The sequence below is a fragment of the Anaerotignum lactatifermentans genome, from assembly GCF_016902535.1.
Classification (GTDB): Bacteria; Bacillota; Clostridia; order Lachnospirales; family Anaerotignaceae; genus Anaerotignum; species Anaerotignum lactatifermentans_A.
In genome coordinates, this window is the sequence record NZ_JACSNY010000001.1 from 40,736 (window position 1) to 65,061 (window position 24,326).

Consider the following 24,326-nt stretch of genomic DNA (forward strand, 5'->3'; position numbering starts at 1 on the left):
ATCATCCATTTTGGTACAAACAGCTCCTCTTTGAGGAAACAACTCCACCCAAACGAAACTGCCGGAATCCTCTTTGTTTTATGAGAATTCCGGCAATATTTGTTTTCTTACAAAGATATATCTTCTCTTTTAATAAAAGGCTGGCGCGATCACACCGATGGCCTCCACATCCTCCTCACCGGGATTATAAAGCTGATGGGGCGTATTGGGCGGTACATAAATGCAGTCTCCTTCGTTGACGGCATATACCTCATCCCGGATATGATACTCCAAAGATCCCTTCAGCACATAGGTGGATTCCGCCGCTTCATGACTCTGGATACAGGGACTCCCCCAGCTTTTCGGCGAAATCTTATAATAAATAATTTCCATCTGGGTACAGACTTCCTTGCTTCTGCTGTAAGGCGTCAAAAACTGATACTCAATATTGGTATCCGGGAATCGGATCTTTGTCCGTTTTTCCTTGGTCGTAACCACCACTTCCGTTTTTTCATCCTCGGAAAACAAAGAAACCAGCGGCACCTCTGCCGCTTCCGCGATCCGCATCAGTACAGCCAAAGAAGGACTGATGAGATTGCGCTCGATCTGCGAAATATATCCAGGCGTAACATCCGCCTTTTCTGCCAATTCTTTTGCTGTGATCCCTTTTTCCATACGGATCGCCTTTATTTTTTCTCCTACCATAAAATGCACCTCGCTTCTCTGGTATCATTTTACAGCGAAAAATAGCGGAACGCAAGAACCGGCAAAAAGGCATAAAAGCTTACTTTGGCGAAAAAAACCGCTGATTCCGGGCTTTTCTCAGACATCAGCGGCTTTTTTTCTATTAAATTTCAGCACATTCCACATGATATTGTACTTAAATTTATGCACTTAGTTATAAAAACTTTTGTTTTCCCAGGAAAGGCATTTTGGCACTTTTGCCTCTTGTCAAACATTCAGGATATTCCCATGACCACCAGCAAAACAGTAATCACAAAAAGGCTCACCGGCAGCATAATGGAATTCAGAACTGCCGCCACAGAACGGCTGTACCCGCAGCGTTCCGTATAAACGGGGCCAACGCTGAGAATGGGGCCAAAGACGACCAGCGCCAGAATACGGCGGTATTCCAGGGGCACCGGCAGACAGAAGTAGAAAAACAGCGCAAACAAAATGGCTGTGGAAAACCGGATGCAGATCACCTCTACCATATCTCTGACCTGGCTGCGTTCAAATTTCACCTCAAAAAGCAGGCCAATCAGAAACATGGCTAAGAAAGGATTTGCCTGGCCGATCATTCCCGCAACTGTATAGACCGGTGTAAAGAAATGCAGATTCAGTACCGCCATTACAATCATGACCAGATAAGTCACAAAAGGCACCGAAGAAAACAAAATATGCGCGATTTCTTTTTTCGTTGGTTTATGTTCCCCGCCTGCCACGATCATAGCGATTGTAAAGGTGATGCCAAAGCACATCATGGCGTTGCTGACATCGAACATGCAGATAATCCCCACACTTTCCGGCGGGAAAAAGCTTTGCAGATACGGCAATACACAAAGCCCCAGATTGTACCCCGCCCCGTTAATCAGGAAAAACCCCCGTCTGGCAGGTGCCATTTTTCTGGTCAGGATCAACACCAAACCGATCACAACAAAGTTTGTGGCAAAACCCATGGCAATGGGAATCAAATGACTGGGCTGAAACTGCAAGGACGCGAAATTGCTGATGATGGCCATTGGCAGAGTCACCTTCAGTACCAGCTTCGCGATCACATCTCCATCTTTAGCGGAAAACAAACCAATCCGTTTCAGGACATAGCCTAATAAAATCATAAATAAAAAGCCAAAGGCTTTTATCAATATTCCTTCCATTGGAAAACTCCCCCCTGTTTTTCCGCGCAGAAAAAGACCTTCCGTAAAAGAAGGTCTTTATTCTTTTGCTGTGTTGTTATCAGCTCAATTTTGCTTTTGCTGTGTTCACCAGTGTTGTGAAAGCAGCGGGATCGGAAACTGCCAGTTCTGCCAGCATCTTTCTGTTGATGTTAACATCAGCCAGTTTCAGGCCGTGCATCAGTTTGCTGTAAGAAATGTCGTTCATTCTTGCTGCTGCGTTGATTCTTGTGATCCACAGACTTCTGTAATCTCTCTTTGTCTGTTTTCTGCCGGCAAATGCGAATGCCATTGCCTTCATAACGGACTGTTTTGCTACTCTGTACTGTTTGCTTCTAGCACCACGGTAGCCTCTAGCCAGTTTCAGAACCTTTTTATGTTTTTTTCTAGCGTTCAATGCGCCTTTTACTCTTGCCATCTTAAAGTCCTCCTAAAAAATATACTCGAAATTATGCGTAGGGTAACAGTCTCTTCTTTACGCTGTTCAGTACAGTCTTGTCTACTGTTGTAGCGTGTCTCAAATTTCTTTTTCTCTTTCTGGACTTTTTGCCAAGAATGTGCTGTGTGTTAGATTTCTGTCTTTTCAGCTGACCAGTTGCAGTCATTTTAAATCTTTTTGCTGCTGCTTTTTTTGTTTTCAACTTAGGCATTGTTGTAATCCTCCTAAAAATCTTAATTATTGTTTCTTCCGCAGGCTGTTTCTCAGCCCTTCGGTGCCAGGAACATCACCAGGCTCTTGCCTTCCATTTTCGGTTCTTTGTCGACCACACCAAATTCCGCGGTTTCCTTTGCGAAGTTCTCCAGGATCACCATACCAGCTTTGGAATGACCGATTTCACGACCTCTAAAACGGATGCTTACCTTGACCTTATCCCCATTTTTCAAAAATTCATTGGCCTTCTTGACCTTTACCTGAACATCATGTGTATCGATACTGGGGGACAAACGCAGTTCCTTAACGTCCACAGTTTTCTGTTTCTTTCTCGCTTCTTTTTCCTTTTTCGCCTGATCGAATTTGTACTTACCGTAATCCATGATTCGACATACGGGCGGTTTCGCTGTCGGAGCGATCTTTACCAGATCCAGTTTCTTTTCGTCTGCGATCTTCTGGGCGTCTCTGGAAGACATAATTCCAAGCTGTTCGCCATTCTCGTCAATCAGTCGGATTTCCTTGTCCCGAATCTGTTCGTTAATCATTAAGTCAGTAATAGCCAAGCACCTCCTAAATTTAAAAAATAGTTTCCTGTTTCACCAAACTGCCGCATCAAAAAATGCGCCGGAAGAAATCCGCCGCACACACAGAAAAACAGAGCAACCTCTGTTTTATTACACTGTATTAACCTTATCAGCCTTTGCCATAAGGTGAGAAGCGGAACTTCTTCTTTGTTACCTGAAACAGTATACCATTCTTTTCCCCGATTGTAAAGTATTTTTTCAAAAAAGGCTCTGCTTCTTTTGCGGGAAGCAAAGCCAGATCATATTAGCCTTCCTGATATACGCCCAGCTTACGGAATCTTTCATAACGGATTTTGGAAAGCTCCTCTCCGGAATATGCCGTCAGGTCTTTCAGATCCGCCAGAAGGGTCTCCTTCATCTCGGCGCACATCTGTTCAAAGTTGTCGAAATCCTCTTTCAGGATCTCTTCCGCCACACCGAAGTGTTTCATATCCTCGGCGGTAATATGCAGACACTCTGCCGCCGCAGGCGCCTCCTTGGCGTCTTCCCAGAGGATGCTGGCACAGCCCTCGGGAGAAATTACGGAAAATACGGAATTTTCCAGCATATACAGCTTATTGGCAACCGACAGAGCCAACGCGCCGCCGCTGCCGCCTTCTCCGATGACAATGGTAATGATGGGTGTTTTCAGCCGCATCATTTCCAGCAGATTATCGGCAATCGCCTGCCCCTGACCACGTTCTTCCGCCTCTTCGCCGCAGAAAGCGCCGGAGGTATCCACAAAACAGATGACCGGACGGGAGAATTTTTCCGCCTGTTTCATCAGACGAAGGGCCTTCCGATAGCCCTCCGGCATAGGACAGCCAAAATTGCAGCGGATTCTTTCCTGCAGATCTCTGCCCCGCTCGATGCCGATAAACGTTACCGGCGTCTCTCCCAGATAGCCAATGCCGCCAATGATGGCCTCATCATCGGCGAATTTTCTGTCACCGTGAAGTTCCAGCTTCTCTGTAAACAACTGCTCAATATAGGCACGGGATGTGGGACGGTTCTGATCTCTTGCCGCCTGTAATCTTTCATAAGCCGTCATTTCGCATCCCCCTTTCTCTGGTGAAGTTTCAGGATCTTCTCTAATTCCGCACGCAGCTCTGTTCTGGGCACAATGGCGTCTACAAAACCGCAGTCCAGCAGAAATTCCGCCTTCTGGAAATCGTCAGGCAATTTTTTCTTTGTAGTCTGCTCAATAACACGACGGCCCGCAAAGCCGATGACCGCGTTGGGCTCAGAGAGGATAATATCTCCCAGCATGGCGAAGCTGGCTGTAACGCCGCCGGTGGTGGGATCTGTCAATACAGTTACATACAGACCGCCTCTGTCACTGTGGTACTGTACAGCGCCGCTGGTCTTCGCCATCTGCATCAGGGAAAGGATGCCCTCCTGCATTCTGGCGCCGCCGGAAGCCGTAAAGCCAATGACCGGCAGTTCCCGTTCCGCCGCGTATTCAAAAAGACGTGTAATCTTTTCCCCTACTACGGAACCCATACTGCCCATCATAAACTGCGGGTCCATAACGAAAATAGCACAAGGCTGGTGACGGATGGTAGCGGTACCGCATACTACGCCTTCCTGCTGGCCGGAAGCCAGTTTTGCCTTCTGCACCTTCTGGCCATAGCCGGGAAAGTGCAAAGGATCTGCGGAATCCAGTCCTGTTACTACTTCACGAAAACTGTCTTTATCACAAATCGCTTTGATTCTCGTTCTGGCATTGATCCGATAATGGTGTCCGCAGGCGGGACATACCATTTTGTTCTTTGCCACAGAACGCTTGGTGTCGATAGATTTACAGATGGGGCAGCGGATCTTTTCTTCCACAACGGGGGTAATGCCGCCACTTTCCAAAACATTCTTCGATTTTCGGAACATTCCAACGATATTACTCAATCTCCGCATCTCCTTCCGCTAAAATTTCAGGCAGAGCCATGGTATCGTATTCCCCGCTCTGGAACTGTCTGTTGCGGATCAAATGAAGCTGATCCTCAATATTCGTATTGATCCCATGGATGACCATTTCGCAAAGAGCCGTTTCCATTTTGCGGATGGCATCGCCGCGATTGGAAGCATATACAATCAGCTTGCCGATCATGGAATCATAATAAGGCACGATCAGGCAATCCTGTACCAGTGCCGTATCAAAGTGTACTCTGGAACCACCGGGAATATGCAGGAAATCCACCTGCCCCGTGCTTCTGGCGTTGATGCGGCATTCAATGGAATGACCATGCAAATGGATATCCTCCTGTTTGAAGTCCAGAGGAATCTGGCAGGCAATCCGAATCTGCCATTTTACGATATCCACATCACTGATTTCCTCCGTAATAGGATGTTCCACCTGCAAACGGGTATTCATTTCGATAAAATAGAAATTACCGTCGGGCGCCAGCAGAAATTCCACAGTGCCCGCATTGACATAATGGGCCGCTTTTGCCGCTTTCACCGCCGCGTCCATCATTTTTCTGCGAACCTCTTCCGTCATTACAGGACAAGGCGTCTCTTCCAGCACCTTCTGCTTATTCAGCTGCAAGGAGCAGTCTCTTTCGCCCAGACAGACAATATTGCCGAAATTATCGGCCAGTATCTGCATTTCCACATGACGAACGGAGGTCAGATATTTTTCCAGAAATACATCGCCGTTGCCGAAGGCGTTCTTTGCCTCCTCCGACGCCGCCATAAAGGCGTTTTCCAGTTCATCCGCATGAGATACCACACGGATGCCCTTGCCGCCGCCGCCGGCTGTGGCCTTCACCAGAATGGGATAGCCGATCTCTGCCGCCTGCTTCTTGGCCTCCTCCACATCATGAAGGATCTCTGTACCGGGGACTACCGGTACGCCGATGGATTTCATCAGCTGGCGGGAATTGTCCTTATCCCCCATAGCCCGCAGCACTTTGCTGTCGGGACCAATGAAGATCAGGCCCTTTTCCTCGCACAATGCGGCAAAATCCGGATTTTCAGACAAAAATCCATAGCCGGGATGGATGGCCTCCGCATTGGTGGCCAGTGCCGCGCTGATGATATTTCTCTGGTTCAGATAGCTGTCTGTGGCCGCGTTGGACCCAATGCAGATTCTTTCATCCGCCAGTGCCACCGGCAGAGAGTTCTCGTCCGCTTCGGAATATACGGCTACGGTCTCAATGCCCATCTCACGGCAGGCACGAATGATCCGTACAGCTACTTCCCCTCTGTTTGCAATCAAAATTTTAGAAAACATATTGGCTTACTCCTTTATCAGCGCAAAAGAGAATTCTGCGCTGACGCATAGTTTTCCGTCTACATAGCCCTTTCCGCTTGCCCAGTAGAAGGGACCTTTGTGTTTGATAATGCTGCATTCTGTTTCCAGAACATCGCCGGGATGTACGCTGTTTTTAAAACGCACTTTGTCCAATCCTGTAAAATAAGGCGTAGCCTGCTCCGCTGTTTCTGCCAGCAGAACGCAGGTGGACTGTCCCAAAATCTCGCAGAGGATTACACCGGGAACAACGGGATTCCCGGGGAAATGTCCCTGCAAAAAGAACTCATCGGGACGGATGGTCTTTTTGCCGTAGGCAACGCCATCCCGCAGTTCCGCTTCATCAATCAGAAGCATATTGTCCCGATGAGGGAGTATTTTTTTCAGTTCTTCCTGATTCATGGTTTCTTCCGCCTTTCTTTTAGTCTTCCCGAATGCGGAACAATGTCTGACCATATTCCACGATCTGACCGTTGGAAACACAAATCTCCTCTACCACACCGCTGCAGTCCGCCGCGATCTGGTTGAACATCTTCATGGATTCCACAATACAGATGGTCTCGCCTGCGCCGATATGATCCCCTACGGAAACATAAGGCGCCGCCCCAGTCTGGGGTGCCAGATATACCGTGCCTACCAGCGGTGTTTTCTGCTCATACAGATCCAGCGCTTGTTCCGGCTCTTCCACTGCCGCGGGTTCTTCCACAGCCGCAGGCGCAGGTGCCACAGCGGCGAATACAGGCACTTCCGCAGGCACAGGCTGAGGTGGAGCAGCTTTGTGGGCCGCCGCCTCCAGCACAAGACGGTTTTCCCCTTCGGTCCAGTCCAGAAGAGTCAAACCATTGGTTTTCATAATATTTGCCAATTCCGCGATTTTATTTACATCCATGCTCATCATCCTCTAAATTTTTTAAACGCAATGCAGGCATTGTGTCCGCCAAAGCCCAGAGAGGTAGACAGTACCGCTTCCAGTTCTGCGGCTTCTGCTACATTGGGGGTATAGTTCAGGTCACATTCCTCATCCTTCTCCATCAGATTGATGGTGGGAGGAACCAGACTGTTGTTCATGGCAAGGATCGCCGCGATGGCTTCCGCCGCGCCGGCCGCACCCAGCATATGTCCTGTCATGGACTTTGTGGAGCTGATATGCACCTTATGGGCCTTTTCTTCGCCCAAAGCATCACGGATGGCCTTTGTTTCTGTTTTGTCGTTCAGCGCTGTACCTGTGCCATGGGCATTGATATAAATTTTTTCCACAGGAACATCCTGCAGTTCTTCCATGGCGTCACGAATGGCCTTTGCGCTGGCAACAGCATTTTCGTCGGGCGCTGTTACGTGATGTGCGTCACAGGTAGAACCATAGCCGCATACCTCCGCGTAAATCTTTGCGCCTCTTGCCTTTGCGTGCTCATATTCCTCCAGAATCAGCGCCGCCGCGCCTTCACCCATAACAAAACCGCTTCTGCGCTTATCGAAAGGCAGAGACGCTGTGTTGGGGTCTTCGGAAGGGCTCAGCGCCATACATGCGCCGAAACCGGCTACCGCCATATGGGTAATGGCCGCCTCACTGCCGCCGCAGATGGCCGCGGTGGTATACCCATGACGGATGGCACGGAATGCCTCACCAATACTGGTGGTGCCTGTGGCACATGCTGTTGTCATAGATACGCAGGGGCCCTGTGCATGATATTTAATGGCAATATTGCCTGCCGCGATATTGCTGATCATTTTCGGGATAAACAAAGGAGAGACTCTTCTGGGACCTTTTTCCAGCAGCATTTTATAGGAATCACCGAAGGTTTCAAAACCGCCGATGCCGCTGCCGAAATATACCCCCAGCTCCGTGCTGTCGATATTGCCTTCCAGACCACTGTCTTCCATAGCTTCTGCCGCGCAGGCCAAAGCATACTGGGAGAAACGGTCCAGCTTCTTAGCGGAAAGCTTATCCATGCAGCACAAAGGATCGAAGTCCTTTACCTCTGCCGCCAGTTTGTATTTTGACTCAGAAACATCAAAACGGGTAATGGTACCGATACCATTTTTGCCCTTTGCCAGACCATCCCAGAAATCCGCAACATTGTTGCCGATGGGGGTGACTGCGCCGAGTCCTGTTACTACTACTCTTTTCATACTGTACCTCCTACATGGCCAGACCGCCGTCAATACGGATTACTTCACCCGTAATGTAATCGGACTGGTCACTCGCCAAAAACAGCGCCAGCTTGGCGATATCTTCCGGCGTGCCGAATCTTTTCATTGGAATAAAATCCTTTAATTTATTGCCTTCAGACAGATTTTCTGTCATATCTGTCGCCACAAAACCGGGAGCAATGGCATTACAGCATACGTTTCTTGCCGCCAGTTCCTTGGCAACGGATTTTGTCAGCCCTACCAGACCCGCTTTGGATGCGGAATAATTTGTCTGACCGGGATTGCCCATCAGACCGGAAACGGAGCTGATATTGATGATCTTGCCGCTTCTTTTCTTCATGAACACCGGATAGAACTGTTTAATCATATAGAAAGCGCCTTTCAGATTGGTGTCCACTACGCTGTCAAAATCAGGGACCTTCATCATAGGCACAAGTTTGTCCTTGGTTATGCCGGCGTTGTTTACCAGAATATCCACGCTGCCGAAGTCTGCCAGAATCTGCTTGCAAACCTCCGCCACCTGTTCCGCGTCCGCTACGTTGCACTGGTAAGCCTCCGCCTTCACGCCCATTGCCAGAAGAGCCGCTTTCGTCTCTTCCGCTTTCTGGGTGTTGCCCGCGAAAAGCAGTGCCACATCAGCGCCGTTTTCCGCGAATTTTTTACAAATGGCAGCGCCGATCCCACGAGAACCGCCTGTTACGACAGCTGTTTTTCCTTTTAACATTCAGCGTACCTCCTCTGCCACACGGCGTGCCTCCTCCATATTGGAAACAGCATATGTTCTGCTGTCCGGAAGGATACGGCTGATGAGTTTTTTCAGGGTAGTGCCAACGCCTACCTCAATAAACGTATCAAAACCGTCCGCCGCCATATTCTCAATACTCTCCTGCCACCGCAGGGAATGATTGATCTGTTTTTCCATCAATTCCTTCACATCTTCTGTGTAGGCTTTTGTCGTATAATTGGAATATACCGTAATCGCGGGTTTTTCCAAAGAAACCTCATTGAGCGCCTGCGCAAATTCCACAGAAGCACCGTCCATAAAGGGAGAATGGAAACCGCCGCCCACGGCTACGGGCAGACATCTTCCGCCTGCCGCCTTAATGTCTTTTCCAAACTGATCCAGTTCATCTTTTGTCCCCGCAACCACCAGCTGGCCGGGGCCGTTGTAATTTACAGGGAAAACATGCGCGTAGTTCTTGGCAATCTCCTCTACGTCTTTGTTTTCCATTTTCATCACAGCTACCATGGAAGCGGGATGCTCTTTTGCGGCTTTGCCCATGGCTTCCCCTCTGGCACACGCCAGACGGAACCCATCCAACGGGGAATATGCTCCCGCGAAAGCCAGCGCGGGCACCTCGCCCAGAGAAAATCCTGCCACAGCATCCGGCTGGATTCCTTCTTCCCGCAGCGCCATCGCCGCCGCCAGATCCGCCAGATACAGACAGGGCTGTGTGTTCTCTGTCTGCTTCAATTCTTCATCTGTGCCTTCAAAGCTCTGGCGCAGAGTGCCGGGGCGGATTTCCTCCGCCCGGTCAAACAATTCCTTCACACTTTCCTTTGTGTCATAGAAATCTTTGCCCATTCCGGCCTTCTGTGCGCCCTGCCCTGAAAAAACAAAGGCTATTTTACCCATTTTGCAGCTCCTTTCAGCAGCGCTTCCGCTTCCTCGGCGATCTCCTTGATGATCTCAGCCGCGGGCTGTTCTTTTTTCACCATACCGGCGATCTGACCAGCCAGGAAACAGCCTGTCTTTGTATCGCCTTCCACAGCTGCTTTGCGCAGGGCGCCTACGCCCAGTTCCGCAACATCTTCTGCTGTGGTCTCGGGTGCGTATTCCACTTTCAGGAATTCACGGCTGAAAGGATTTTTCAGACAACGACAGGTATTGCCGCCAAAACGTCTGCCTGTGGTAACGGTGGAAATATCCGTTGCCTTCAGGATCATGTCTTTATAATTCTGGTGTACGCCGCATTCTTCTGCCAGCAGGAAACGTGTTCCCATCTGTACACCGATAGCGCCCAGCATGAATGCCGCCGCCATACCACGGCCGTCACCAATACCGCCGGCTGCCAGTACGGGGATCTTTACCGCGTCGCATACCTGCGGTACCAGAGGCATAGTTGTCATTTCCCCGATATGCCCGCCGGATTCGCCGCCTTCCGCGATGACCGCAGATGCACCAGCGCGTTCCATCATTTTTGCGCTGGCAACAGAAGCCACCACAGGAATTACTGTAATATTGGCTTCCTTCCACATACCCATGTACTTGGTGGGCATACCCGCGCCGGTGGTAACCACAGCTACCTTTTCTTCCGCCACGATTTTCGCCACTTCCTCCACATGGGGGCTCATCAGCATAATATTCACGCCAAAAGGCTTATCTGTCAGTTCTCTCGCAATGCGGATCTGCTCACGCAGATAATCCCCGCCGGCGTTCATTGCGGAAATGATACCAAGTCCGCCGCCGTTGGAAACAGCCGCAGCCAGCTTTCCGTCTGCGATCCAAGCCATACCTCCCTGAAAAATAGGGTATTCTATGCCAAGCATAGAGCAAATCGGTGAAACTATCATTTCTTTCCCTCCAATTAGTTCTGTTTGCTTTCGATCATTGCTACCAGATCAGCAACAGTTTCTACTTTGTTTTCGCCCATTTCGATTTCTGTGCCCAGTTCGTCTTCCAGGCTCATGAGCAGTTCCATTACGTCCAGAGAGTCGATCCCCAGATCGCCGAATTTTGTTTCGGGTTTGATTTCGGATACTTCACATTCCAGTTTTTCTGCCAATAAAGCCGCAATTTTTTCAAATACCATGATACATTCTCCTTTTCTGTTTGTCATTTATGAATTGTGTCCTTTTTGCGGGGCACATATGCCGCCCCCTTCTCCCCCGCCTGCCGCAGAGGATGTATATGAAGCCTGTGGCATCATTACCATCTTACAATGCAGGCCGCGCTGGCCAGACCGCCGCCGAAAGCGGGCAGCAGAAGCAGATCTCCTCTTTTCAGCAGTCCCTTGTGATTCATCTCATCCAGTGCGATGGGGATGCTGGCAGAAGAGGTGTTGCCATAGCGGTCGATATTTACATAAAATTTTTCTTTCGGGATCTTCAGCATCACACTGGCGAAGTCGATGATCCTTTTATTTGCCTGATGAGGCACGATATAGGAAATATCATCAAAGGTCAGCCCGTTTCTTTCCAGAAGCTCCTTTGTATCCCGGCAGATAGCTGTAACGGCAAACTTAAATGTCTCCTGCCCTTTCATATGGATATAGGGTTTTTTGGCCTCTCTGTGGAAGAAGGGAGATTTCCCCTGGAACTGAGGAATGTCAATGACATTGTCTCCGCCCTTTACATCAAAGACGGAATCCAGATAGTTGTCCCCTTCGCCCAGGACTACCGCGCCGGCGCCGTCACCAAAAATAACGCAGGTACCCCGGTCTTCCCAGTCCACGATACGGCTCAGACGCTCCGCGCCGATGACCAGTATCTTTTTGGCTCTGCCTCTGGCAAAAAAGCCAGCCGCCGTTTCCAGCATAAATACAAATGCGGAACAAGCCGCGTTGATGTCCATAGTCATGCAGTGTACGCCCAGCAGATTCTGGATCATACAGGATACGGAAGGAGAAATAGATTCGCCGCTGACACTGGCCGCCAGGATCAGGTCAATCTCCTCTTTTTTCACTCCGCTGTTTTCCAGCGCCGCCAGCGCTGCCTTGCATCCCATTTCCGCCGCTGTCTCATGCTCGCTGATGTGGCGTTCCTTTACACCAACCCGCTGCATGATCCATTCGTCGTTTGTATCTACAATTTTGGACATATCCTCATTGGTTACGATTCTGGGAGGGACATACATTCCCGTTCCCAATATAGAAAAACTCATCTTTTTCTTTCCTCCTGCAATATGCAATCTTTTGTGCTTACGTTATTTAGTCCCTTATTTTGCAAAAAAGTTACAAATAAAATTTATTTTTTTGAAAATCGAAGAAAGATGTCTCCGTTTCCCTTCTGCTTTTTAACAGCATAATCGCCGTCAAACAAAGAGAACCGCATACGTAAGCGAAAAAACCTGCCGCAGCCAGCAGACGTTTCTGCCGCATTCTGGCCGCCAGCCTGCGGTATTCCTGCTCCGTGGCCCCCTCCTGGATGGGTCTGTGCATGCTTCCGCTTTTAGGCATACGATAGATCCGCCGGTACTGGGCATAGCTCTCCCGGCACTGGGGGCAGTGTTTCAGATGCTCCGCCACAGCCTTTTTTGTGGAGGCGCTGGCCAGACCGTCATGATACAGCGCGATCAGATCCATGGTCATCTCACAGTTCAAACTCATTTCGCAACACCTCCATCATTTTTTTCTTAGCTCTGAAAAAAATCACCTTGGCAGAGTTTTCACTGATCTTCAGCGCCAGGGCGATCTGAGAAAAGGGCAGCTCCGCGTACATCCGCAAAAGCACCACATCCCTGTATTTTTTCGGGATCTTTCGCACCATGTCCCGCACCACTTTTTTCACATATTCCCGATGGTAGATCTCCTCCGGGTCTACTGTTTCCATACAATAGGTGCTGACTACCACGTCCAGATTCACAGAATCCAGATGCAGCCGGTTGCGTTTCAGGTATTTGAAATATACGTGCTTGGCGATGGACGCCAGCCAGGTAAAGACCTCGCACTCCCCCCGAAAACGATGGAAGGATACATAGGCCTGCAGAAATGTTTCCTGCAGCAGATCCTCCGTCAGCGAGCGGTCCGCGCACAGCCGGTATAAAAAAGCGTATACCCTGTCGTAATACTCATCATAGAGCATTTCAAAAGTCGTCATCCGCCCACCTCCGTCCATATTGCTTGCCTTCCAGTATATCACATCCCAGCAAAAAAATCCATAATTCAGTTCCCGCAACTTTCGCAAATATCAAAAACAGGCATTCTTCCGAAAGTTTTTTTGAATTTCATAAATTTTATCTTGACATTTTCACAAAAATAGCGCAAAATATTACTGTTGCATCGGCGTGTGGCTCAGCTTGGTAGAGCGCTACGTTCGGGACGTAGAAGTCGCAGGTTCAAATCCTGTCACGCCGATCAAAAAAAGGGAGCATTTGCTCCCTTTTTTTATTCCTTTTCTACCGCCTCAAAAATCTCAACAGGCTCTTTTTTATAATATCCCGTCATATCTTCCGCTACTTTTTCGGCGATACTGCTTCCATAATACATCTGGCAGGCTTCTCTCGCGTCCATGTGATGCTTTTTGGCGATTTTATGCAGAACCTCCAGCAACATCGCCGTCCGTTCCTCATATGCCGCATAGGCCTTCTCCTTGGAATCGCTTTCCAAAGCTGTCAGCCCATCGATCATACCAATGTAAAAGCCCAGATCCATTTCCGGAAACATCGCTCTGCTTTCCAGCAGTGTATCCAGCAGACCAGTCCTTTCAAAGGAAGTAAATACCTTATGTCCGGGAATGTTTTTTAAATAGCTGTAATATTCTACACAAGAAACAAGCATTGTGATTTCGTCCATGTTTGCTCTCTCCTTTCTCTCTAGTATGATACCTTTTTTTACAAAAAATTTCAACAAAGGAACGTGATTTCCCGAAAGAAAAAACTCCGCCCCGCCTCTTGACAAAGAAGGAAAAAACTGTCATGTTTTTATATAGACTACGCAGATCTTGGGAAAGGAGACCAATATCATGATACCCATTACCATAGGAACGGAATTAAAAAACCGCTGTCCCGACGCTGTACTGGGCCTTCTGCAGTGCGATGTCACTGTCACGGAGGACCCTGCCGATTTTCTGGCACTGCTCAACGACGAAATCGCCCGTCTATCAGAAGTAGAGCTGTCTCAGGCCAACAAGCGGGACTACATCCAGAATACAAGAAAGGCCTATAAAGCCCTGGGCAAAGATCCCAACCGCTACCGCTGCTCCGCGGAAGCCATGTGCCGCCGCATCGCTAAGGAACGCGGGCTGTACTACATCAACAATGTGGTCGATATCAATAATTACCTGTCCATCCATTCCGGCTATTCCATGGGGACCTACGATCTGGCCCATGTAACCGGCCCCATCACCTGGGAACGTGCGCCGGAAGGCACCGCTTATCAGGGCATTGGCAAGGATGTGCTGAATATCGAATATCTTCCCGCTCTTTTTGACGAGGAAGGCCCCTTTGGCAATCCCACCAGCGACAATACCCGAGCCATGATTACACAGGATACCAGAGAAATCCTCCTGGTGTTCTACTGCTTCAATGGCGGAGAAGAACTGGAAACACTTCTGGAACAGGCAAAAGAACTTCTGACAAAATACGCCGGCGCGTCCCAGATGGAAACCGCCATCCTTCGCTGAAAAAAGTTTCATAAAGAAAGGCACGAGGCCTTCCGTTTTCCGGAACGGCTTCGTGCCCTTTTTATTTTGTTTTTTTCTTTCGGCTTACATGTAACCGCCCATGCCGCCGCCCATGCCAGCCTCAGGCATAGCAGGTGCCTTCGCGGGCAGTTCCGCAACCACTGCCTCTGTGGTCAGGAATGTAGAAGCCACGGAAGTCGCGTTCTGCAAAGCACTTCTTGTTACCTTTGCGGGGTCCAGAATGCCTGCTTCTACCATTTCCACGTATTCTTCTGTCAATGCGTTGAAACCGATGCCTTCTGCCATTTCTTTTACCTTGTTTACGATCACGGAGCCTTCCAGACCAGCGTTTTCCACAATCTGGCGCATAGGTGCTTCCAGTGCCTTAATAACGATATCCGCACCAGTCTTTTCATCGCCTGTCAGGTCTGCGCAGGCTGCTTTTACTTTTTCTACCGCATGAAGCAGTGCTGTGCCGCCGCCGGCAACGATGCCCTCTTCCACAGCCGCTCTGGTAGCCGCCAAAGCGTCTTCCATACGCATTTTCTTTTCTTTCATTTCTGTTTCTGTTGCAGCGCCTACTTTAATAACCGCTACGCCGCCGCAGAGTTTCGCCAGTCTTTCCTGCAGTTTTTCTCTGTCGAAATCGGATTCTGTTTCGTCGATGGCCATACGGATCTGGCGGATTCTGCTGTCAATATCTTCTTTTCTGCCTGCGCCGTCCGCGATGATGGTCAGTTCTTTTTCTACTCTTACGGTCTTCGCGCGGCCCAGCATATCCAGAGTTGCGTCTTTCATTTCAATGCCCAGCTCATCGGAAATCACCTGTGCGCCTGTCAAAGCGGCAATATCAGCCAGCTGTGCTTTTCTTCTTTCGCCATAACCAGGTGCTTTTACCGCAACGCAGGTAAATGTGCCTCTCAGTTTATTCAGTACCAGTGTCGCCAGAGCTTCACCTTCCACATCTTCTGCAATCATCAGCAGTTTGCCGCCTACCTGCATGATCTGTTCCAGCAGAGGCACCATATCCTGAATACTGGAAACCTTCTTGTCTGTCAGCAGAATATAGGGTTCTTCCAGTACCGCTACCATTTTATCCATATCTGTACACATATAAGCGGACAGATAGCCTTTATCGAACTGCATACCTTCTACCAGATCCAGTTCTGTTTTCATGGTCTTGGATTCTTCCACAGTAATAACGCCATCGTTTGTCACCTTTTCCATGGCATCAGCAATCATGTTGCCTACTTCTTCATCGCCGGCGGAAATGGACGCTACGTTAGCGATATGTTTCTTTGTCGTAATTTCCTGGCTCATTTTCTGGATCTCAGCCACAGCGGCGTCTGTCGCTTTCTGCATGCCTTTTCTCAGGATAATAGCGTTTGCGCCTGCGGCGATATTTTTCAGACCCTCCTGAATCATGGCCTGTGCCAGAACAGTTGCTGTTGTAGTACCGTCACCGGCTACATCATTGGTCTGGGTAGCAACTTCTTTAACCAGTTGTACGCCCATATTTTCATAAGGGTCTTCCAGTTCGATATCCTTAGCGATGGTTACACCGTCATTTGTAATCAGGGGAGAAGTAAATTTTCTGTCCAGAACCACGTTGCGGCCTTTGGGGCCCAGGGTTACTTTTACGGTATTTGCCAGTTTATCCACACCTGCCGCCATAGCGCTTCTTGCATCGGTGCTGTATTTAATTTCTTTTGCCATATCTCTCAATCCTCCTAGTTATGATAGAATCAATCTTTCACAATGGCCAGAATATCATTCTGACGCATTACCAGATACTCTTCACCCTCAAATTTAATTTCCATTGCGCCGTATCTGGGGAAAATGACACGGTCGCCTTCCTTCAATACCATTTCTACATTATGGTCGCCAACCAGTCCGCCGGGGCCTACTGCCACAACAATGGCTTCCTGGGGTTTTTCTTTAGAGGAAGAAGTCAGGATCAGACCGGATTTTGTGGTCTCTTCCGCTTCCAGCTGTTTCAATACGACTTTATCTCCTAATGGTGCAAGTTTCATGTTTATCTGCCTCCTTAATACAATTCTCTTCTTGTTAGCACTCAATTTGGTCGAGTGCTAATTACAAGTATTATCTTACCATGTTTCGCCATTTATTCAAATTTTATATTTCATTTTATTCCCGCAAATTTAAAAAAATACATAAAAAATAAGAGAAATCAGAAAGAAATATCCATTTTTTCTTTTGATTTCTCTTATTTTCTCTAAAAATCTTTCGTTTTAAAATTCCGTTTCAAAAAAAATACGATTTATTTCTTTTCCCGTTCCATCTGGTCAATATCTGCCGCCGCAGAAAGGGCCGCAACCAGGCCTTCTCCTACCGCCTTGGCGATCTGATAAGGTGCGCCGGTGCAGTCTCCCGCCGCGTAAACTCTCGGCAGACTGGTGGCCATTCTGCGGTCCACGGCAATATTCTTGCCCTCCATGTTCAGGCCAAACAGCAGACTTTCCGGCGGCATGGAATTTTTAGCAAAGAAGATGCCGTCACATCCAAAAATTTCCTCGCCTACCTTCAAACCGGTAACACCTGCCTCGTTCCCCTCTACCAATACCGGCTTTCCTTCCAGCACCTTCACATTTTCCTTCAATGCCGTTACGGGCTGGTACAAAGGCAGATAAGAAACCTCCTGACAAATATCGGCAAGGAAATTTGCTTCCGCTTCTCCTTCTCCGTTTTCCGCCACCACCAGAACTTTTTTGCCCCGGTACAGCATACCGTCACAGGTTGCGCAGTAACTAACGCCTTTGCCCAGATATTCCATCTCGCCGGGGATGCCTCTGCTCTTGCTCAGACCGATCGCCAGAATAATGGCTTTGGCCTCAATAAACTGGTTTTCCGCGTTCACCACATAGTAATCCCCCATGGACAGAATCTGACTGATCCTGCATTCCTGAAACTCCACGCCGTTTTTCAGCGCATGGGCATAGAATTGATTCAGCAGTTCCTCTCCAGTCACATTGGGAATCCCCAGGTAGTTGTCTACCTTCTCCGCCGCATACAGCAGGGAACTGTCCAGACTCCTGCCAAAGATTTTTACGGTTTTATTTCGCTGACGGCAGTTCAAGGCCGCGGATAACGCCGCGGGGCCGCCGCCAATAATGGCAACATCCAGCATATGATTCCTCCTTTTTCTCTCACGCTCATTATATGTATTTCCCGGCAGATCATCCGCCCTTTCTAAAACACGCCGGAAACAACAGACGGGTTTCGCCGCAAGTCTGCCGGAAACCCGTTTCTGTCATTTTCATCGAAGCCACTATTGCCTGTGTTCAAAGGAAATACTGGTATTCTTTCTTATTTGTCTTTTTCTTCCGCTCTCATAGCAATGATCTTCTTCTGGATCTCCATAGGAGCTTCTTCGTAGCGTTCAAAGTGATGTCTGTAATCACCGCGGCTCTGTGTCATGGAACGCAGGTCGGTAGCATATTTGTGCATTTCAGAAGTAGGTACTTCCGCAACGATGCATTTCTTATTGCCTACCGCATCCATGCTCAGAATACGTCCACGGCGTTTGTTGATGTCGCCCATGATGTCGCCCATGTATTTTTCGGGGATCAGAACCTCTACATGTTCAATGGGTTCCAGAATTGTAGGTTTTGCCTGAGGCATACCTTCTTTAAACGCAACGGATGTTGCCATCTTGAAGGCCATTTCAGAGGAGTCTACGGGATGGTAGGAACCGTCCGTCAATGTCGCTTTCAGACCTACTACGGGATAACCAGCCAGAACACCAGACTGTACACATTCCTGCAAACCTTTTTCTACTGCGGGGAAGTACTGTTTGGGTACGGAACCGCCAAAGATCTTTTCTTCAAAAATGTAAGGTACAGACATATCGCCGCTGGGTTCGAATTCCATTACAACGTCACCAAACTGGCCATGGCCGCCGGACTGTTTTTTGTATCTGCCGCGAACGGACGCCTTGGATTTAATGGTTTCACGATAAGGAATGATGGGGTCCATCAATTCTACTTCGATCTTATATTTTGTTTTCAGTTTATTTACCATAACATCCAGCTGCTGTTCGCCAATGCCATAGATCAATGTCTGTTTTGTTTCTTTATTAACTTCCATCTTGATGGTGGGATCTTCTTCTCTGATCTTGGAAAGAGCCGCGGACAGCTTATCCTCATCGCCTTTGCCTTTCGGACGGATGGCCATGCACAGAACAGATTCCGGCAGGCTGATCTTAGGGATTACGATATTTGCTTCCTTCAGGGACAGTGTATCCTGTGTAGAAGTATTGGACAGTTTTGCCAGAGCACCAATATCACCGGTATGCAGTTCGCTTACTTCGATCTGCTCCTTACCTCTTACCACATACAGATGGCCAACTTTTTCCACAGTATCCTTTTCTTCGTTATATACGCTCATAGTCGTATCCAGCTTACCTGTCATAACTCTGAACAGGTTCAGACGGCCAATATAAGGATCGGCAATGGTCTTAAATACGAAAGCGGAAAATCTTTCGTCATCACTGGAGCAGAATACAACATCCTTGCCATCGTGGAAAGCATGGAAATTGGGTTTAGCTTCCAGCGCGGGAGGTGTGAAGCGAACGATGGTATTCAGCAGCAGTTTTACGCCATAGCCCAGTGTCGCGGAACCGCACATAACGGGAGCGATGGTATGATTTTCGATACCATAGGTCAGGCCATCGTAGATTTCTTCTTCTGTCAGTTCGATATCATTGAAGAACTTTTCCATGAGTTCGTCGCTGCTTTCTGCCGCTACTTCGATCAGCATGGAACGCAGAACCTCTACTTCGTCCTTTTTGTCTTCCGGCATTTCGCAGGGCTGCAGCTTGCCGTCTACTTTCTTTCTGGCGTCTCTCTTAATCAGATTGATAAAGCCGACAAATTTACCATTTTCATCATTAAAGGGGATCTGCAAAGGCGCAACGGATTTACCGAATTTGGAACGCAGATCTGCCAGTGTTTTTTCAAAGTCAGCGTTTTCATCATCCATCTGGTTAATGAAAATCATTTTCGGCAGATGCATTTCTTCGGAGTATTCCCATGCTTTTTCTGTGCCGACTTCCACGCCGGATTTTGCGGAAACCATAATCAGCGCGGTATCAGCCACACTCATAGCCAGCTTGCTTTCTGCCACAAAGTCAAAATAACCGGGGGTATCCAGGAAGTTGATTTTTGTTTCCTGCCATTCTACAGGTAGAACGGATGTATTGATCGATACCTTACGGCGGATTTCCTCAGCCTCATAGTCACTCACGGTATTGCCTTCTTCTACTTTCCCGAATCTCTTTGTTGCTCCGGAATAGAACAGGGCTGCTTCGGCGTAGGTCGTTTTGCCGGAACCGCTGTGACCTAATAAAACTACGTTTCTCACCTTGTTTGCTGCGTAACTTTTCATATTTACTACCTCCCTTTGGTATTCTAAATCGGACAATCCGTCCGTAGAAATCATGTATACAGTATATAGGAATTACACAATATACATAGTATAATAAATACGGCGCTTGTCACGATTTCCCTTTATTTTTTTTGCAAAAAAATTCTATTTGGATAGAAGCACAAAAGAATTTCTATCATTTTATCATATTTTGTAAATTATTTCAATCTCCTTCTACAGGCGTCCGCCAGGGCACACCAAAATAATCGGCGATTCCTTTTGTCAAAGCCTGGGCGACAGCATCGATATTTTCCTGTATCCATGCTGCGTCCTCCGGGTTATCGTGATAGGCCACCTCTACCAGCACCGCTGGCATGTTGGTCCGGCGCAGTTCCCGCAGAGTAGACGTAGCCACTGTATCCACCTTTTCAGGATCAGGATAGATTTCCGCCATCTGCCGGGCGATCCGGTCCGCGATCTCCTGGCCATAGTAGCTGTTCCAGAAATAATAGACATCCGTCCCCTGCAACTTTCCCGCCAAAGCCTCCGGCGCCGCGTTGGTATGAATGGCCACATGCAGATCATACGCTCCCCTGTTGGAATCATCAATGGCCTCTCCCAGCGTCATCGCCGGATCATTCCGTCCAAAGGAAATGCCGGAAGCCAGAAGATACGGCTCCATGGCGTCAGCAATTCGATTGGCTACCTCCTCCTCTGTCGTTACGCCATCCACATACAGATTATACTCCTGTAAAGAGGGGCTCAAATAAACACGGGGCATACACAGCCCTCCTCTCATTTTCTATCCTCTCATTATGCGCCGCCGATCCTTTTTGTGCCTGTCTCCGGCAAAAATTGATTCAGAAAAAGCTCTTTCAGTACATATGAAAGAAAACAAAAAAGCTGAAATCTTTTCTCACAAAGATTTCAGCTTTTCTATTTTGTCAAGATATTATTCCGCCTGTTTTCTTCCGGAAATCAGGAAACCAGAAATGTCCGATCCCCTTACACTTCCTCAATCACAGGTTCCTCATGATATTTTTTCTCTTCTCTGTACTCATTCAGTACTACCTGCGCAATATTCATGGCATGGTCGGAAACACGTTCCAGATTGCCCAGCATCTCCAGGAAATGGATACCGGAATTAACGTTGCATTCCGCGTTGGAAAGACGTTCGATATGGCTGGCACGGAGTTCTTTTTCCATGGCATCCACCTGTTCCTCCAGAACGGTGGTTTTCATAGCACAGGTGATATCTTCTGTTTCCAGTGCCTTCAGCGCGTTCTGATAGCTTGCCACCGCCGTCTTTGTCATGCGGCGCAGTTCTTCCTGCGCTTTCTCAGAGAAACCAAACTGGTCTCTTTCCATTTCTTCCGCCAATTCAGCAATATTTTCCGCATGGTCGCCTACACGTTCCATATCACTGATAGTATTGAGCAAAGAGGTTACTGTCTGATAGTCACGTTCACTGATCTGCAGGGTACACAGCTTAATCAGATACTCGGAAATACTGTCGCAGACGCTGTCCACCACTTTTTCCCGCTGTTTGACCTCTTCGATCTTATCATGATTCTTATCCAGCAGCGCTTCAATGGCACTCTGGAGGTTTTCACAGGCAATATGACCCAAACGAAGTGTTTCCAGCTTCGCGCCTTCTACTGCCAGACCAGGAGTTTCCAGCATACGTTTGTCCAGATGAACCAGCTGGCTTTCGTCCTTGCGTTCTACCTCTTCTACATGATTGATCTTCTTTGCCAGCGCAATGATCGCACCGCCCAAAGGCAGTACCATCAATGTTGTGCCGATATTAAAAATGGTGTGGATCGCACTGATCTGTGTCTGAGAAATGATATCAGACCCCATCGCCGGGTTAATCAGTGTGAAGTAGATAATTGCCAGAATGCTGAATACAACCGCACCGGTAATGTTAAACATCAAATGCATATAACCTACGCATTTCGCTGTTTTTGTCGCACCGATACCACTCAGAAGGGCCGTTACACAAGTACCGATATTCTGACCCATGATAATGTAAACTGCCGCATTAAAGGGCACCAGCCCGGATGCCGCCAGAGACAGCAGAATACCCTGAGAAGCGGAGGAGCTCTGAATGATCGCTGTTACAAAAGCACCCGCGAAAATACCCAGCAGCGGGTTGCTTCCCAGTGTTACAAACATGGAACGGAAGCCTTCCGAATCCTTTAAAGGCGCAACAGCGGAGGACATGGTTTCAATACCGATAAACAGTACACCGAAACCAATGACGATAGACGCGATCTCTTTTCTTTTAGCGCTCTTACCGCTCATCATCAGAATCACACCCAGCATTACTGCCAAAGGAGCGATTGTGGAAGGGCTGAACATCTTTGCCCACTCAGAGCTGGATACCAGCCAGCCGGTAATTGTTGTACCAATATTGGCACCCATGATAACACTCATGGCCTGTGCCAGATTCATCAAACCTGCGTTTACGAAACCAACAACCATGACAGTTGTGGCGGAGGAGCTTTGTACAATGGCCGTTACCAGCGCGCCCAAAGCGATCCCCATAAGTTTGTTTTGTGTCAATGCTTCCAAAATACTTTTCATCTTAGAGCCAGCGGCCTTCTCCAGGCCCTGTGCCATAATGCTCATACCATAGATAAAAAGCGCCAATCCACCGATAAACGGTATGGCCATTTCTGCGTAGTTCATGATTGCCTCCCATAAATAATTTTTATAGTACATAATCCTCTTTTATACACCACAAAAATAATACCACAATCTCTTTTTGTATGCAATTATAAAATGTTAAAAAAATACGCATTTTGCCGATTTATACAAAATCTTTGCGGCCCCTTGCCGATGTCCTCACAGATGCGCTGAAAACCGTTTATCTGTAATGGTTCCGCCTCCGGCCACAAAGTCCCCATCATAAAGCACCAGAGCCTGTCCGGGCGTTACGGCCCGCTGTGGCTCATCAAACACACAGGTCATCTCATCCCCCGCAACATGCTCCACCGTACACCATGCCATTTTATGGCTGTACCGTATTTTCCCCTGAAAACGCATCCCTTCCCGGAACTGTTCTACGGCCATGGCGTTGATTTCCCGGACGGTCACCGTTCTTGTGAACAACTCCTGATTGTCACAAAGGACTACCTCGTTTTTCTCCGGCCGCAGACCATATACATACATGGGCTTTCCAAAGGCAATGCCCAGCCCTTTTCTCTGGCCCACAGTGTAGTACAGCAGCCCTTTATGCTGTCCCAGCACATTTCCGGAAAGATCCACAAAATTTCCGGGATTTGGCTTTTTGCCTCTCTGCCGCAGCACAAAAGCGGCGTAATCTCCGTCAGGAATAAAACAGATATCCTGACTGTCGCTTTTTTTCGCCACAAAGTCATCAATACGCTGGGCAATCCGGCGGATTTCACTTTTTTCGTACTGTCCTACGGGCATCAGTGTACGGGAAAGCTGTTCCTGGGTCAGCCGGTACAGCGCATAGGTCTGGTCCTTGGCCTCCGCCGCCGAAGCGCAGATGGAATATCTGCCCGTTTCCGGATGTTTCTGCACGCCGGCATAATGGCCCGTAGCGATATAATCCGCCCCCAATTCATCCGCATAAGCCAGAAGGGCCTCCCATTTTACCTTTCGGTTGCAGACAATACAGGGATTGGGCGTCAATCCTTTCTCATAGCTGTCCATAAAGTATTCTGTCACATTTTTACGGAATTCTTCTCTGAAATCCACATGATAAAAGGGGATCTCCAGCTTTTTCGCCACACGGGCGGCATCCTCCGCGCCGCTTTTGTCCCCTGTATTTTCCTTCCACATCTCCATAGTCACACCAATGACCTCATAACCCTGTTCCTTCAGCAGGTATGCCGCCACAGAGCTGTCTACGCCCCCCGACATTCCTACGATTACCTTCTTTTTTTCCAAGCTTCTCCATCCTTTCTAAACAGGCTCACAGTTGTTATCCTACCATATTTCCATCTGCGGCACAAGAAATGACCGCCATAAAATAAAGGGAGGCCTTTCAGGACATCTTCATCAGAAAACAAATATTGCCGAAACCCTTAAATAAAGAGGATTTCGGCAATTCCATTTTGACTGGATTTCCTTTCCTA

The 24,326-nt window shown here is 48.3% G+C and carries 27 protein-coding genes, 1 tRNA gene and 1 other annotated feature; of the genes, 2 read left to right on the top strand and 26 right to left on the bottom strand.

Annotation, left to right across the window (positions count from 1 at the left end; translation table 11 throughout):
* Positions 1–129: 129 nt before the first annotated feature.
* The 18 genes from H9X84_RS00160 to H9X84_RS00245 form a co-directional block, all read right to left on the bottom strand.
* A complete protein-coding gene (locus tag H9X84_RS00160; RefSeq protein ID WP_205132296.1) occupies positions 130–684 on the bottom strand; it encodes a helix-turn-helix domain-containing protein in 555 nt (184 codons plus the stop codon).
* Between the two features lie 254 nt (positions 685–938).
* On the bottom strand, positions 939–1,856 hold the full coding sequence (locus H9X84_RS00165; RefSeq protein WP_205132297.1) for an AEC family transporter: 918 nt from the start codon (positions 1,854–1,856) through the stop codon (positions 939–941).
* Positions 1,857–1,935: 79 nt separating this feature from the next.
* Positions 1,936–2,292: a 50S ribosomal protein L20 gene (gene rplT / locus H9X84_RS00170; RefSeq protein ID WP_205132298.1), complete on the bottom strand. Its 357-nt coding sequence runs from the start codon at positions 2,290–2,292 to the stop codon at positions 1,936–1,938.
* A 31-nt stretch (positions 2,293–2,323) separates the two neighbouring features.
* On the bottom strand, positions 2,324–2,524 hold the full coding sequence (gene rpmI, locus H9X84_RS00175) for a 50S ribosomal protein L35 (protein ID WP_205132299.1): 201 nt from the start codon (positions 2,522–2,524) through the stop codon (positions 2,324–2,326).
* 52 nt (positions 2,525–2,576) lie between these two features.
* The gene (infC, locus tag H9X84_RS00180; protein WP_205132540.1) at positions 2,577–3,071 is read right to left on the bottom strand and encodes a translation initiation factor IF-3; all 495 of its coding nucleotides are present in this window, start codon (positions 3,069–3,071) and stop codon (positions 2,577–2,579) included.
* A 62-nt stretch (positions 3,072–3,133) separates the two neighbouring features.
* Positions 3,134–3,264: a sequence feature (ribosomal protein L20 leader region), on the bottom strand.
* Between the two features lie 90 nt (positions 3,265–3,354).
* On the bottom strand, positions 3,355–4,140 hold the full coding sequence (locus H9X84_RS00185) for an acetyl-CoA carboxylase carboxyltransferase subunit alpha (protein ID WP_205132300.1): 786 nt from the start codon (positions 4,138–4,140) through the stop codon (positions 3,355–3,357).
* A complete protein-coding gene (gene accD, locus H9X84_RS00190; protein WP_243423474.1) occupies positions 4,137–4,991 on the bottom strand; it encodes an acetyl-CoA carboxylase, carboxyltransferase subunit beta in 855 nt (284 codons plus the stop codon). Before accD ends, H9X84_RS00185 begins: the two co-directional genes overlap by 4 nt.
* On the bottom strand, positions 4,984–6,318 hold the full coding sequence (locus H9X84_RS00195) for an acetyl-CoA carboxylase biotin carboxylase subunit (RefSeq protein ID WP_205132301.1): 1,335 nt from the start codon (positions 6,316–6,318) through the stop codon (positions 4,984–4,986). The genes accD and H9X84_RS00195 overlap by 8 nt, the downstream gene beginning before the upstream one ends.
* Positions 6,319–6,324: 6 nt before the next feature.
* Complete coding sequence (locus H9X84_RS00200; protein WP_205132302.1) at positions 6,325–6,738, bottom strand: 3-hydroxyacyl-ACP dehydratase FabZ family protein; 414 nt, start codon at positions 6,736–6,738, stop codon at positions 6,325–6,327.
* Between the two features lie 19 nt (positions 6,739–6,757).
* Positions 6,758–7,225 (bottom strand): acetyl-CoA carboxylase biotin carboxyl carrier protein, encoded by a 468-nt coding sequence (gene accB, locus H9X84_RS00205; RefSeq protein WP_205132303.1) that lies wholly within the window; start codon positions 7,223–7,225, stop codon positions 6,758–6,760.
* A 5-nt stretch (positions 7,226–7,230) separates the two neighbouring features.
* Positions 7,231–8,466: a beta-ketoacyl-ACP synthase II gene (gene fabF / locus H9X84_RS00210; RefSeq protein ID WP_205132304.1), complete on the bottom strand. Its 1,236-nt coding sequence runs from the start codon at positions 8,464–8,466 to the stop codon at positions 7,231–7,233.
* A 10-nt stretch (positions 8,467–8,476) separates the two neighbouring features.
* Entirely contained in the window at positions 8,477–9,211 is a 735-nt protein-coding gene (fabG, locus tag H9X84_RS00215) for a 3-oxoacyl-[acyl-carrier-protein] reductase (protein WP_205132305.1), read from the bottom strand.
* Positions 9,212–10,123 carry an ACP S-malonyltransferase gene (fabD, locus tag H9X84_RS00220; RefSeq protein WP_205132306.1) on the bottom strand — a complete coding sequence of 304 codons (912 nt, stop codon included), beginning with the start codon at positions 10,121–10,123 and terminating at the stop codon, positions 9,212–9,214. It abuts the gene before it with no gap.
* Positions 10,111–11,058, bottom strand: coding sequence for a nitronate monooxygenase (locus H9X84_RS00225; protein WP_420314284.1), 948 nt, complete (start codon positions 11,056–11,058; stop codon positions 10,111–10,113). Before H9X84_RS00225 ends, fabD begins: the two co-directional genes overlap by 13 nt.
* A gap of 17 nt (positions 11,059–11,075) precedes the next feature.
* Positions 11,076–11,300 carry an acyl carrier protein gene (locus H9X84_RS00230; protein WP_205132308.1) on the bottom strand — a complete coding sequence of 75 codons (225 nt, stop codon included), beginning with the start codon at positions 11,298–11,300 and terminating at the stop codon, positions 11,076–11,078.
* Between the two features lie 116 nt (positions 11,301–11,416).
* Entirely contained in the window at positions 11,417–12,370 is a 954-nt protein-coding gene (locus H9X84_RS00235; protein WP_205132309.1) for a beta-ketoacyl-ACP synthase III, read from the bottom strand.
* A gap of 70 nt (positions 12,371–12,440) precedes the next feature.
* The gene (locus H9X84_RS00240; RefSeq protein ID WP_205132310.1) at positions 12,441–12,815 is read right to left on the bottom strand and encodes an anti-sigma factor family protein; all 375 of its coding nucleotides are present in this window, start codon (positions 12,813–12,815) and stop codon (positions 12,441–12,443) included.
* The gene (locus H9X84_RS00245) at positions 12,799–13,305 is read right to left on the bottom strand and encodes an RNA polymerase sigma factor (RefSeq protein ID WP_205132311.1); all 507 of its coding nucleotides are present in this window, start codon (positions 13,303–13,305) and stop codon (positions 12,799–12,801) included. Before H9X84_RS00245 ends, H9X84_RS00240 begins: the two co-directional genes overlap by 17 nt.
* Before the next feature lie 183 nt (positions 13,306–13,488).
* Between H9X84_RS00245 and H9X84_RS00250 the strand changes: the two genes are divergently transcribed.
* Positions 13,489–13,562 (top strand) — tRNA-Pro (locus H9X84_RS00250).
* A gap of 30 nt (positions 13,563–13,592) precedes the next feature.
* Here the strand turns inward: H9X84_RS00250 and H9X84_RS00255 are convergent.
* Entirely contained in the window at positions 13,593–14,000 is a 408-nt protein-coding gene (locus H9X84_RS00255) for a hypothetical protein (protein ID WP_205132312.1), read from the bottom strand.
* A gap of 169 nt (positions 14,001–14,169) precedes the next feature.
* On the opposite strand from H9X84_RS00255, the gene H9X84_RS00260 reads away from it, so the two are divergent.
* Positions 14,170–14,829: a B3/4 domain-containing protein gene (locus H9X84_RS00260; RefSeq protein ID WP_205132313.1), complete on the top strand. Its 660-nt coding sequence runs from the start codon at positions 14,170–14,172 to the stop codon at positions 14,827–14,829.
* Positions 14,830–14,913: 84 nt separating this feature from the next.
* Here H9X84_RS00260 and groL read toward each other — a convergent pair whose 3' ends face one another.
* From groL to mnmA, 7 genes are all read right to left on the bottom strand, one after another.
* Positions 14,914–16,545 (bottom strand): chaperonin GroEL, encoded by a 1,632-nt coding sequence (gene groL, locus H9X84_RS00265; RefSeq protein ID WP_205132314.1) that lies wholly within the window; start codon positions 16,543–16,545, stop codon positions 14,914–14,916.
* A 29-nt stretch (positions 16,546–16,574) separates the two neighbouring features.
* Entirely contained in the window at positions 16,575–16,862 is a 288-nt protein-coding gene (locus H9X84_RS00270) for a co-chaperone GroES (protein ID WP_205132315.1), read from the bottom strand.
* A 248-nt stretch (positions 16,863–17,110) separates the two neighbouring features.
* Entirely contained in the window at positions 17,111–17,977 is an 867-nt protein-coding gene (locus H9X84_RS00275; protein ID WP_205132316.1) for an NAD(P)/FAD-dependent oxidoreductase, read from the bottom strand.
* 179 nt (positions 17,978–18,156) lie between these two features.
* Positions 18,157–20,235: an elongation factor G gene (gene fusA, locus H9X84_RS00280; RefSeq protein ID WP_205132317.1), complete on the bottom strand. Its 2,079-nt coding sequence runs from the start codon at positions 20,233–20,235 to the stop codon at positions 18,157–18,159.
* Positions 20,236–20,437: 202 nt separating this feature from the next.
* Entirely contained in the window at positions 20,438–20,995 is a 558-nt protein-coding gene (locus H9X84_RS00285) for an N-acetylmuramoyl-L-alanine amidase family protein (protein ID WP_205132318.1), read from the bottom strand.
* Between the two features lie 224 nt (positions 20,996–21,219).
* Positions 21,220–22,908, bottom strand: a complete 1,689-nt coding sequence (locus H9X84_RS00290; protein WP_205132319.1) for a Na/Pi cotransporter family protein — start codon at positions 22,906–22,908, stop codon at positions 21,220–21,222.
* A 156-nt stretch (positions 22,909–23,064) separates the two neighbouring features.
* Positions 23,065–24,138 carry a tRNA 2-thiouridine(34) synthase MnmA gene (gene mnmA / locus H9X84_RS00295; protein ID WP_205132320.1) on the bottom strand — a complete coding sequence of 358 codons (1,074 nt, stop codon included), beginning with the start codon at positions 24,136–24,138 and terminating at the stop codon, positions 23,065–23,067.
* Between the last annotated feature and the right edge of the window lie 188 nt (positions 24,139–24,326).

Excerpts from the sequence above, each read along its gene's own strand:
- H9X84_RS00160 (WP_205132296.1), bottom strand. The coding sequence starts at position 684 with ATGGTAGGAGAAAAAATAAAGGCGATCCGTATGGAAAAAGGGATCACA.
- H9X84_RS00165 (WP_205132297.1), bottom strand. The coding sequence starts at position 1,856 with ATGGAAGGAATATTGATAAAAGCCTTTGGCTTTTTATTTATGATTTTA.
- rplT (WP_205132298.1), bottom strand. The coding sequence starts at position 2,292 with ATGGCAAGAGTAAAAGGCGCATTGAACGCTAGAAAAAAACATAAAAAG.
- rpmI (WP_205132299.1), bottom strand. The coding sequence starts at position 2,524 with ATGCCTAAGTTGAAAACAAAAAAAGCAGCAGCAAAAAGATTTAAAATG.
- infC (WP_205132540.1), bottom strand. The coding sequence starts at position 3,071 with ATGATTAACGAACAGATTCGGGACAAGGAAATCCGACTGATTGACGAG.
- H9X84_RS00185 (WP_205132300.1), bottom strand. The coding sequence starts at position 4,140 with ATGACGGCTTATGAAAGATTACAGGCGGCAAGAGATCAGAACCGTCCC.
- H9X84_RS00195 (WP_205132301.1), bottom strand. The coding sequence starts at position 6,318 with ATGTTTTCTAAAATTTTGATTGCAAACAGAGGGGAAGTAGCTGTACGG.
- H9X84_RS00200 (WP_205132302.1), bottom strand. The coding sequence starts at position 6,738 with ATGAATCAGGAAGAACTGAAAAAAATACTCCCTCATCGGGACAATATG.
- accB (WP_205132303.1), bottom strand. The coding sequence starts at position 7,225 with ATGGATGTAAATAAAATCGCGGAATTGGCAAATATTATGAAAACCAAT.
- fabF (WP_205132304.1), bottom strand. The coding sequence starts at position 8,466 with ATGAAAAGAGTAGTAGTAACAGGACTCGGCGCAGTCACCCCCATCGGC.
- fabG (WP_205132305.1), bottom strand. The coding sequence starts at position 9,211 with ATGTTAAAAGGAAAAACAGCTGTCGTAACAGGCGGTTCTCGTGGGATC.
- fabD (WP_205132306.1), bottom strand. The coding sequence starts at position 10,123 with ATGGGTAAAATAGCCTTTGTTTTTTCAGGGCAGGGCGCACAGAAGGCC.
- H9X84_RS00230 (WP_205132308.1), bottom strand. The coding sequence starts at position 11,300 with ATGGTATTTGAAAAAATTGCGGCTTTATTGGCAGAAAAACTGGAATGT.
- H9X84_RS00235 (WP_205132309.1), bottom strand. The coding sequence starts at position 12,370 with ATGAGTTTTTCTATATTGGGAACGGGAATGTATGTCCCTCCCAGAATC.
- H9X84_RS00240 (WP_205132310.1), bottom strand. The coding sequence starts at position 12,815 with ATGAGTTTGAACTGTGAGATGACCATGGATCTGATCGCGCTGTATCAT.
- H9X84_RS00245 (WP_205132311.1), bottom strand. The coding sequence starts at position 13,305 with ATGACGACTTTTGAAATGCTCTATGATGAGTATTACGACAGGGTATAC.
- H9X84_RS00255 (WP_205132312.1), bottom strand. The coding sequence starts at position 14,000 with ATGGACGAAATCACAATGCTTGTTTCTTGTGTAGAATATTACAGCTAT.
- H9X84_RS00260 (WP_205132313.1), top strand. The coding sequence starts at position 14,170 with ATGATACCCATTACCATAGGAACGGAATTAAAAAACCGCTGTCCCGAC.
- groL (WP_205132314.1), bottom strand. The coding sequence starts at position 16,545 with ATGGCAAAAGAAATTAAATACAGCACCGATGCAAGAAGCGCTATGGCG.
- H9X84_RS00270 (WP_205132315.1), bottom strand. The coding sequence starts at position 16,862 with ATGAAACTTGCACCATTAGGAGATAAAGTCGTATTGAAACAGCTGGAA.
- H9X84_RS00275 (WP_205132316.1), bottom strand. The coding sequence starts at position 17,977 with ATGCTGGATGTTGCCATTATTGGCGGCGGCCCCGCGGCGTTATCCGCG.
- fusA (WP_205132317.1), bottom strand. The coding sequence starts at position 20,235 with ATGAAAAGTTACGCAGCAAACAAGGTGAGAAACGTAGTTTTATTAGGT.
- H9X84_RS00285 (WP_205132318.1), bottom strand. The coding sequence starts at position 20,995 with ATGCCCCGTGTTTATTTGAGCCCCTCTTTACAGGAGTATAATCTGTAT.
- H9X84_RS00290 (WP_205132319.1), bottom strand. The coding sequence starts at position 22,908 with ATGAACTACGCAGAAATGGCCATACCGTTTATCGGTGGATTGGCGCTT.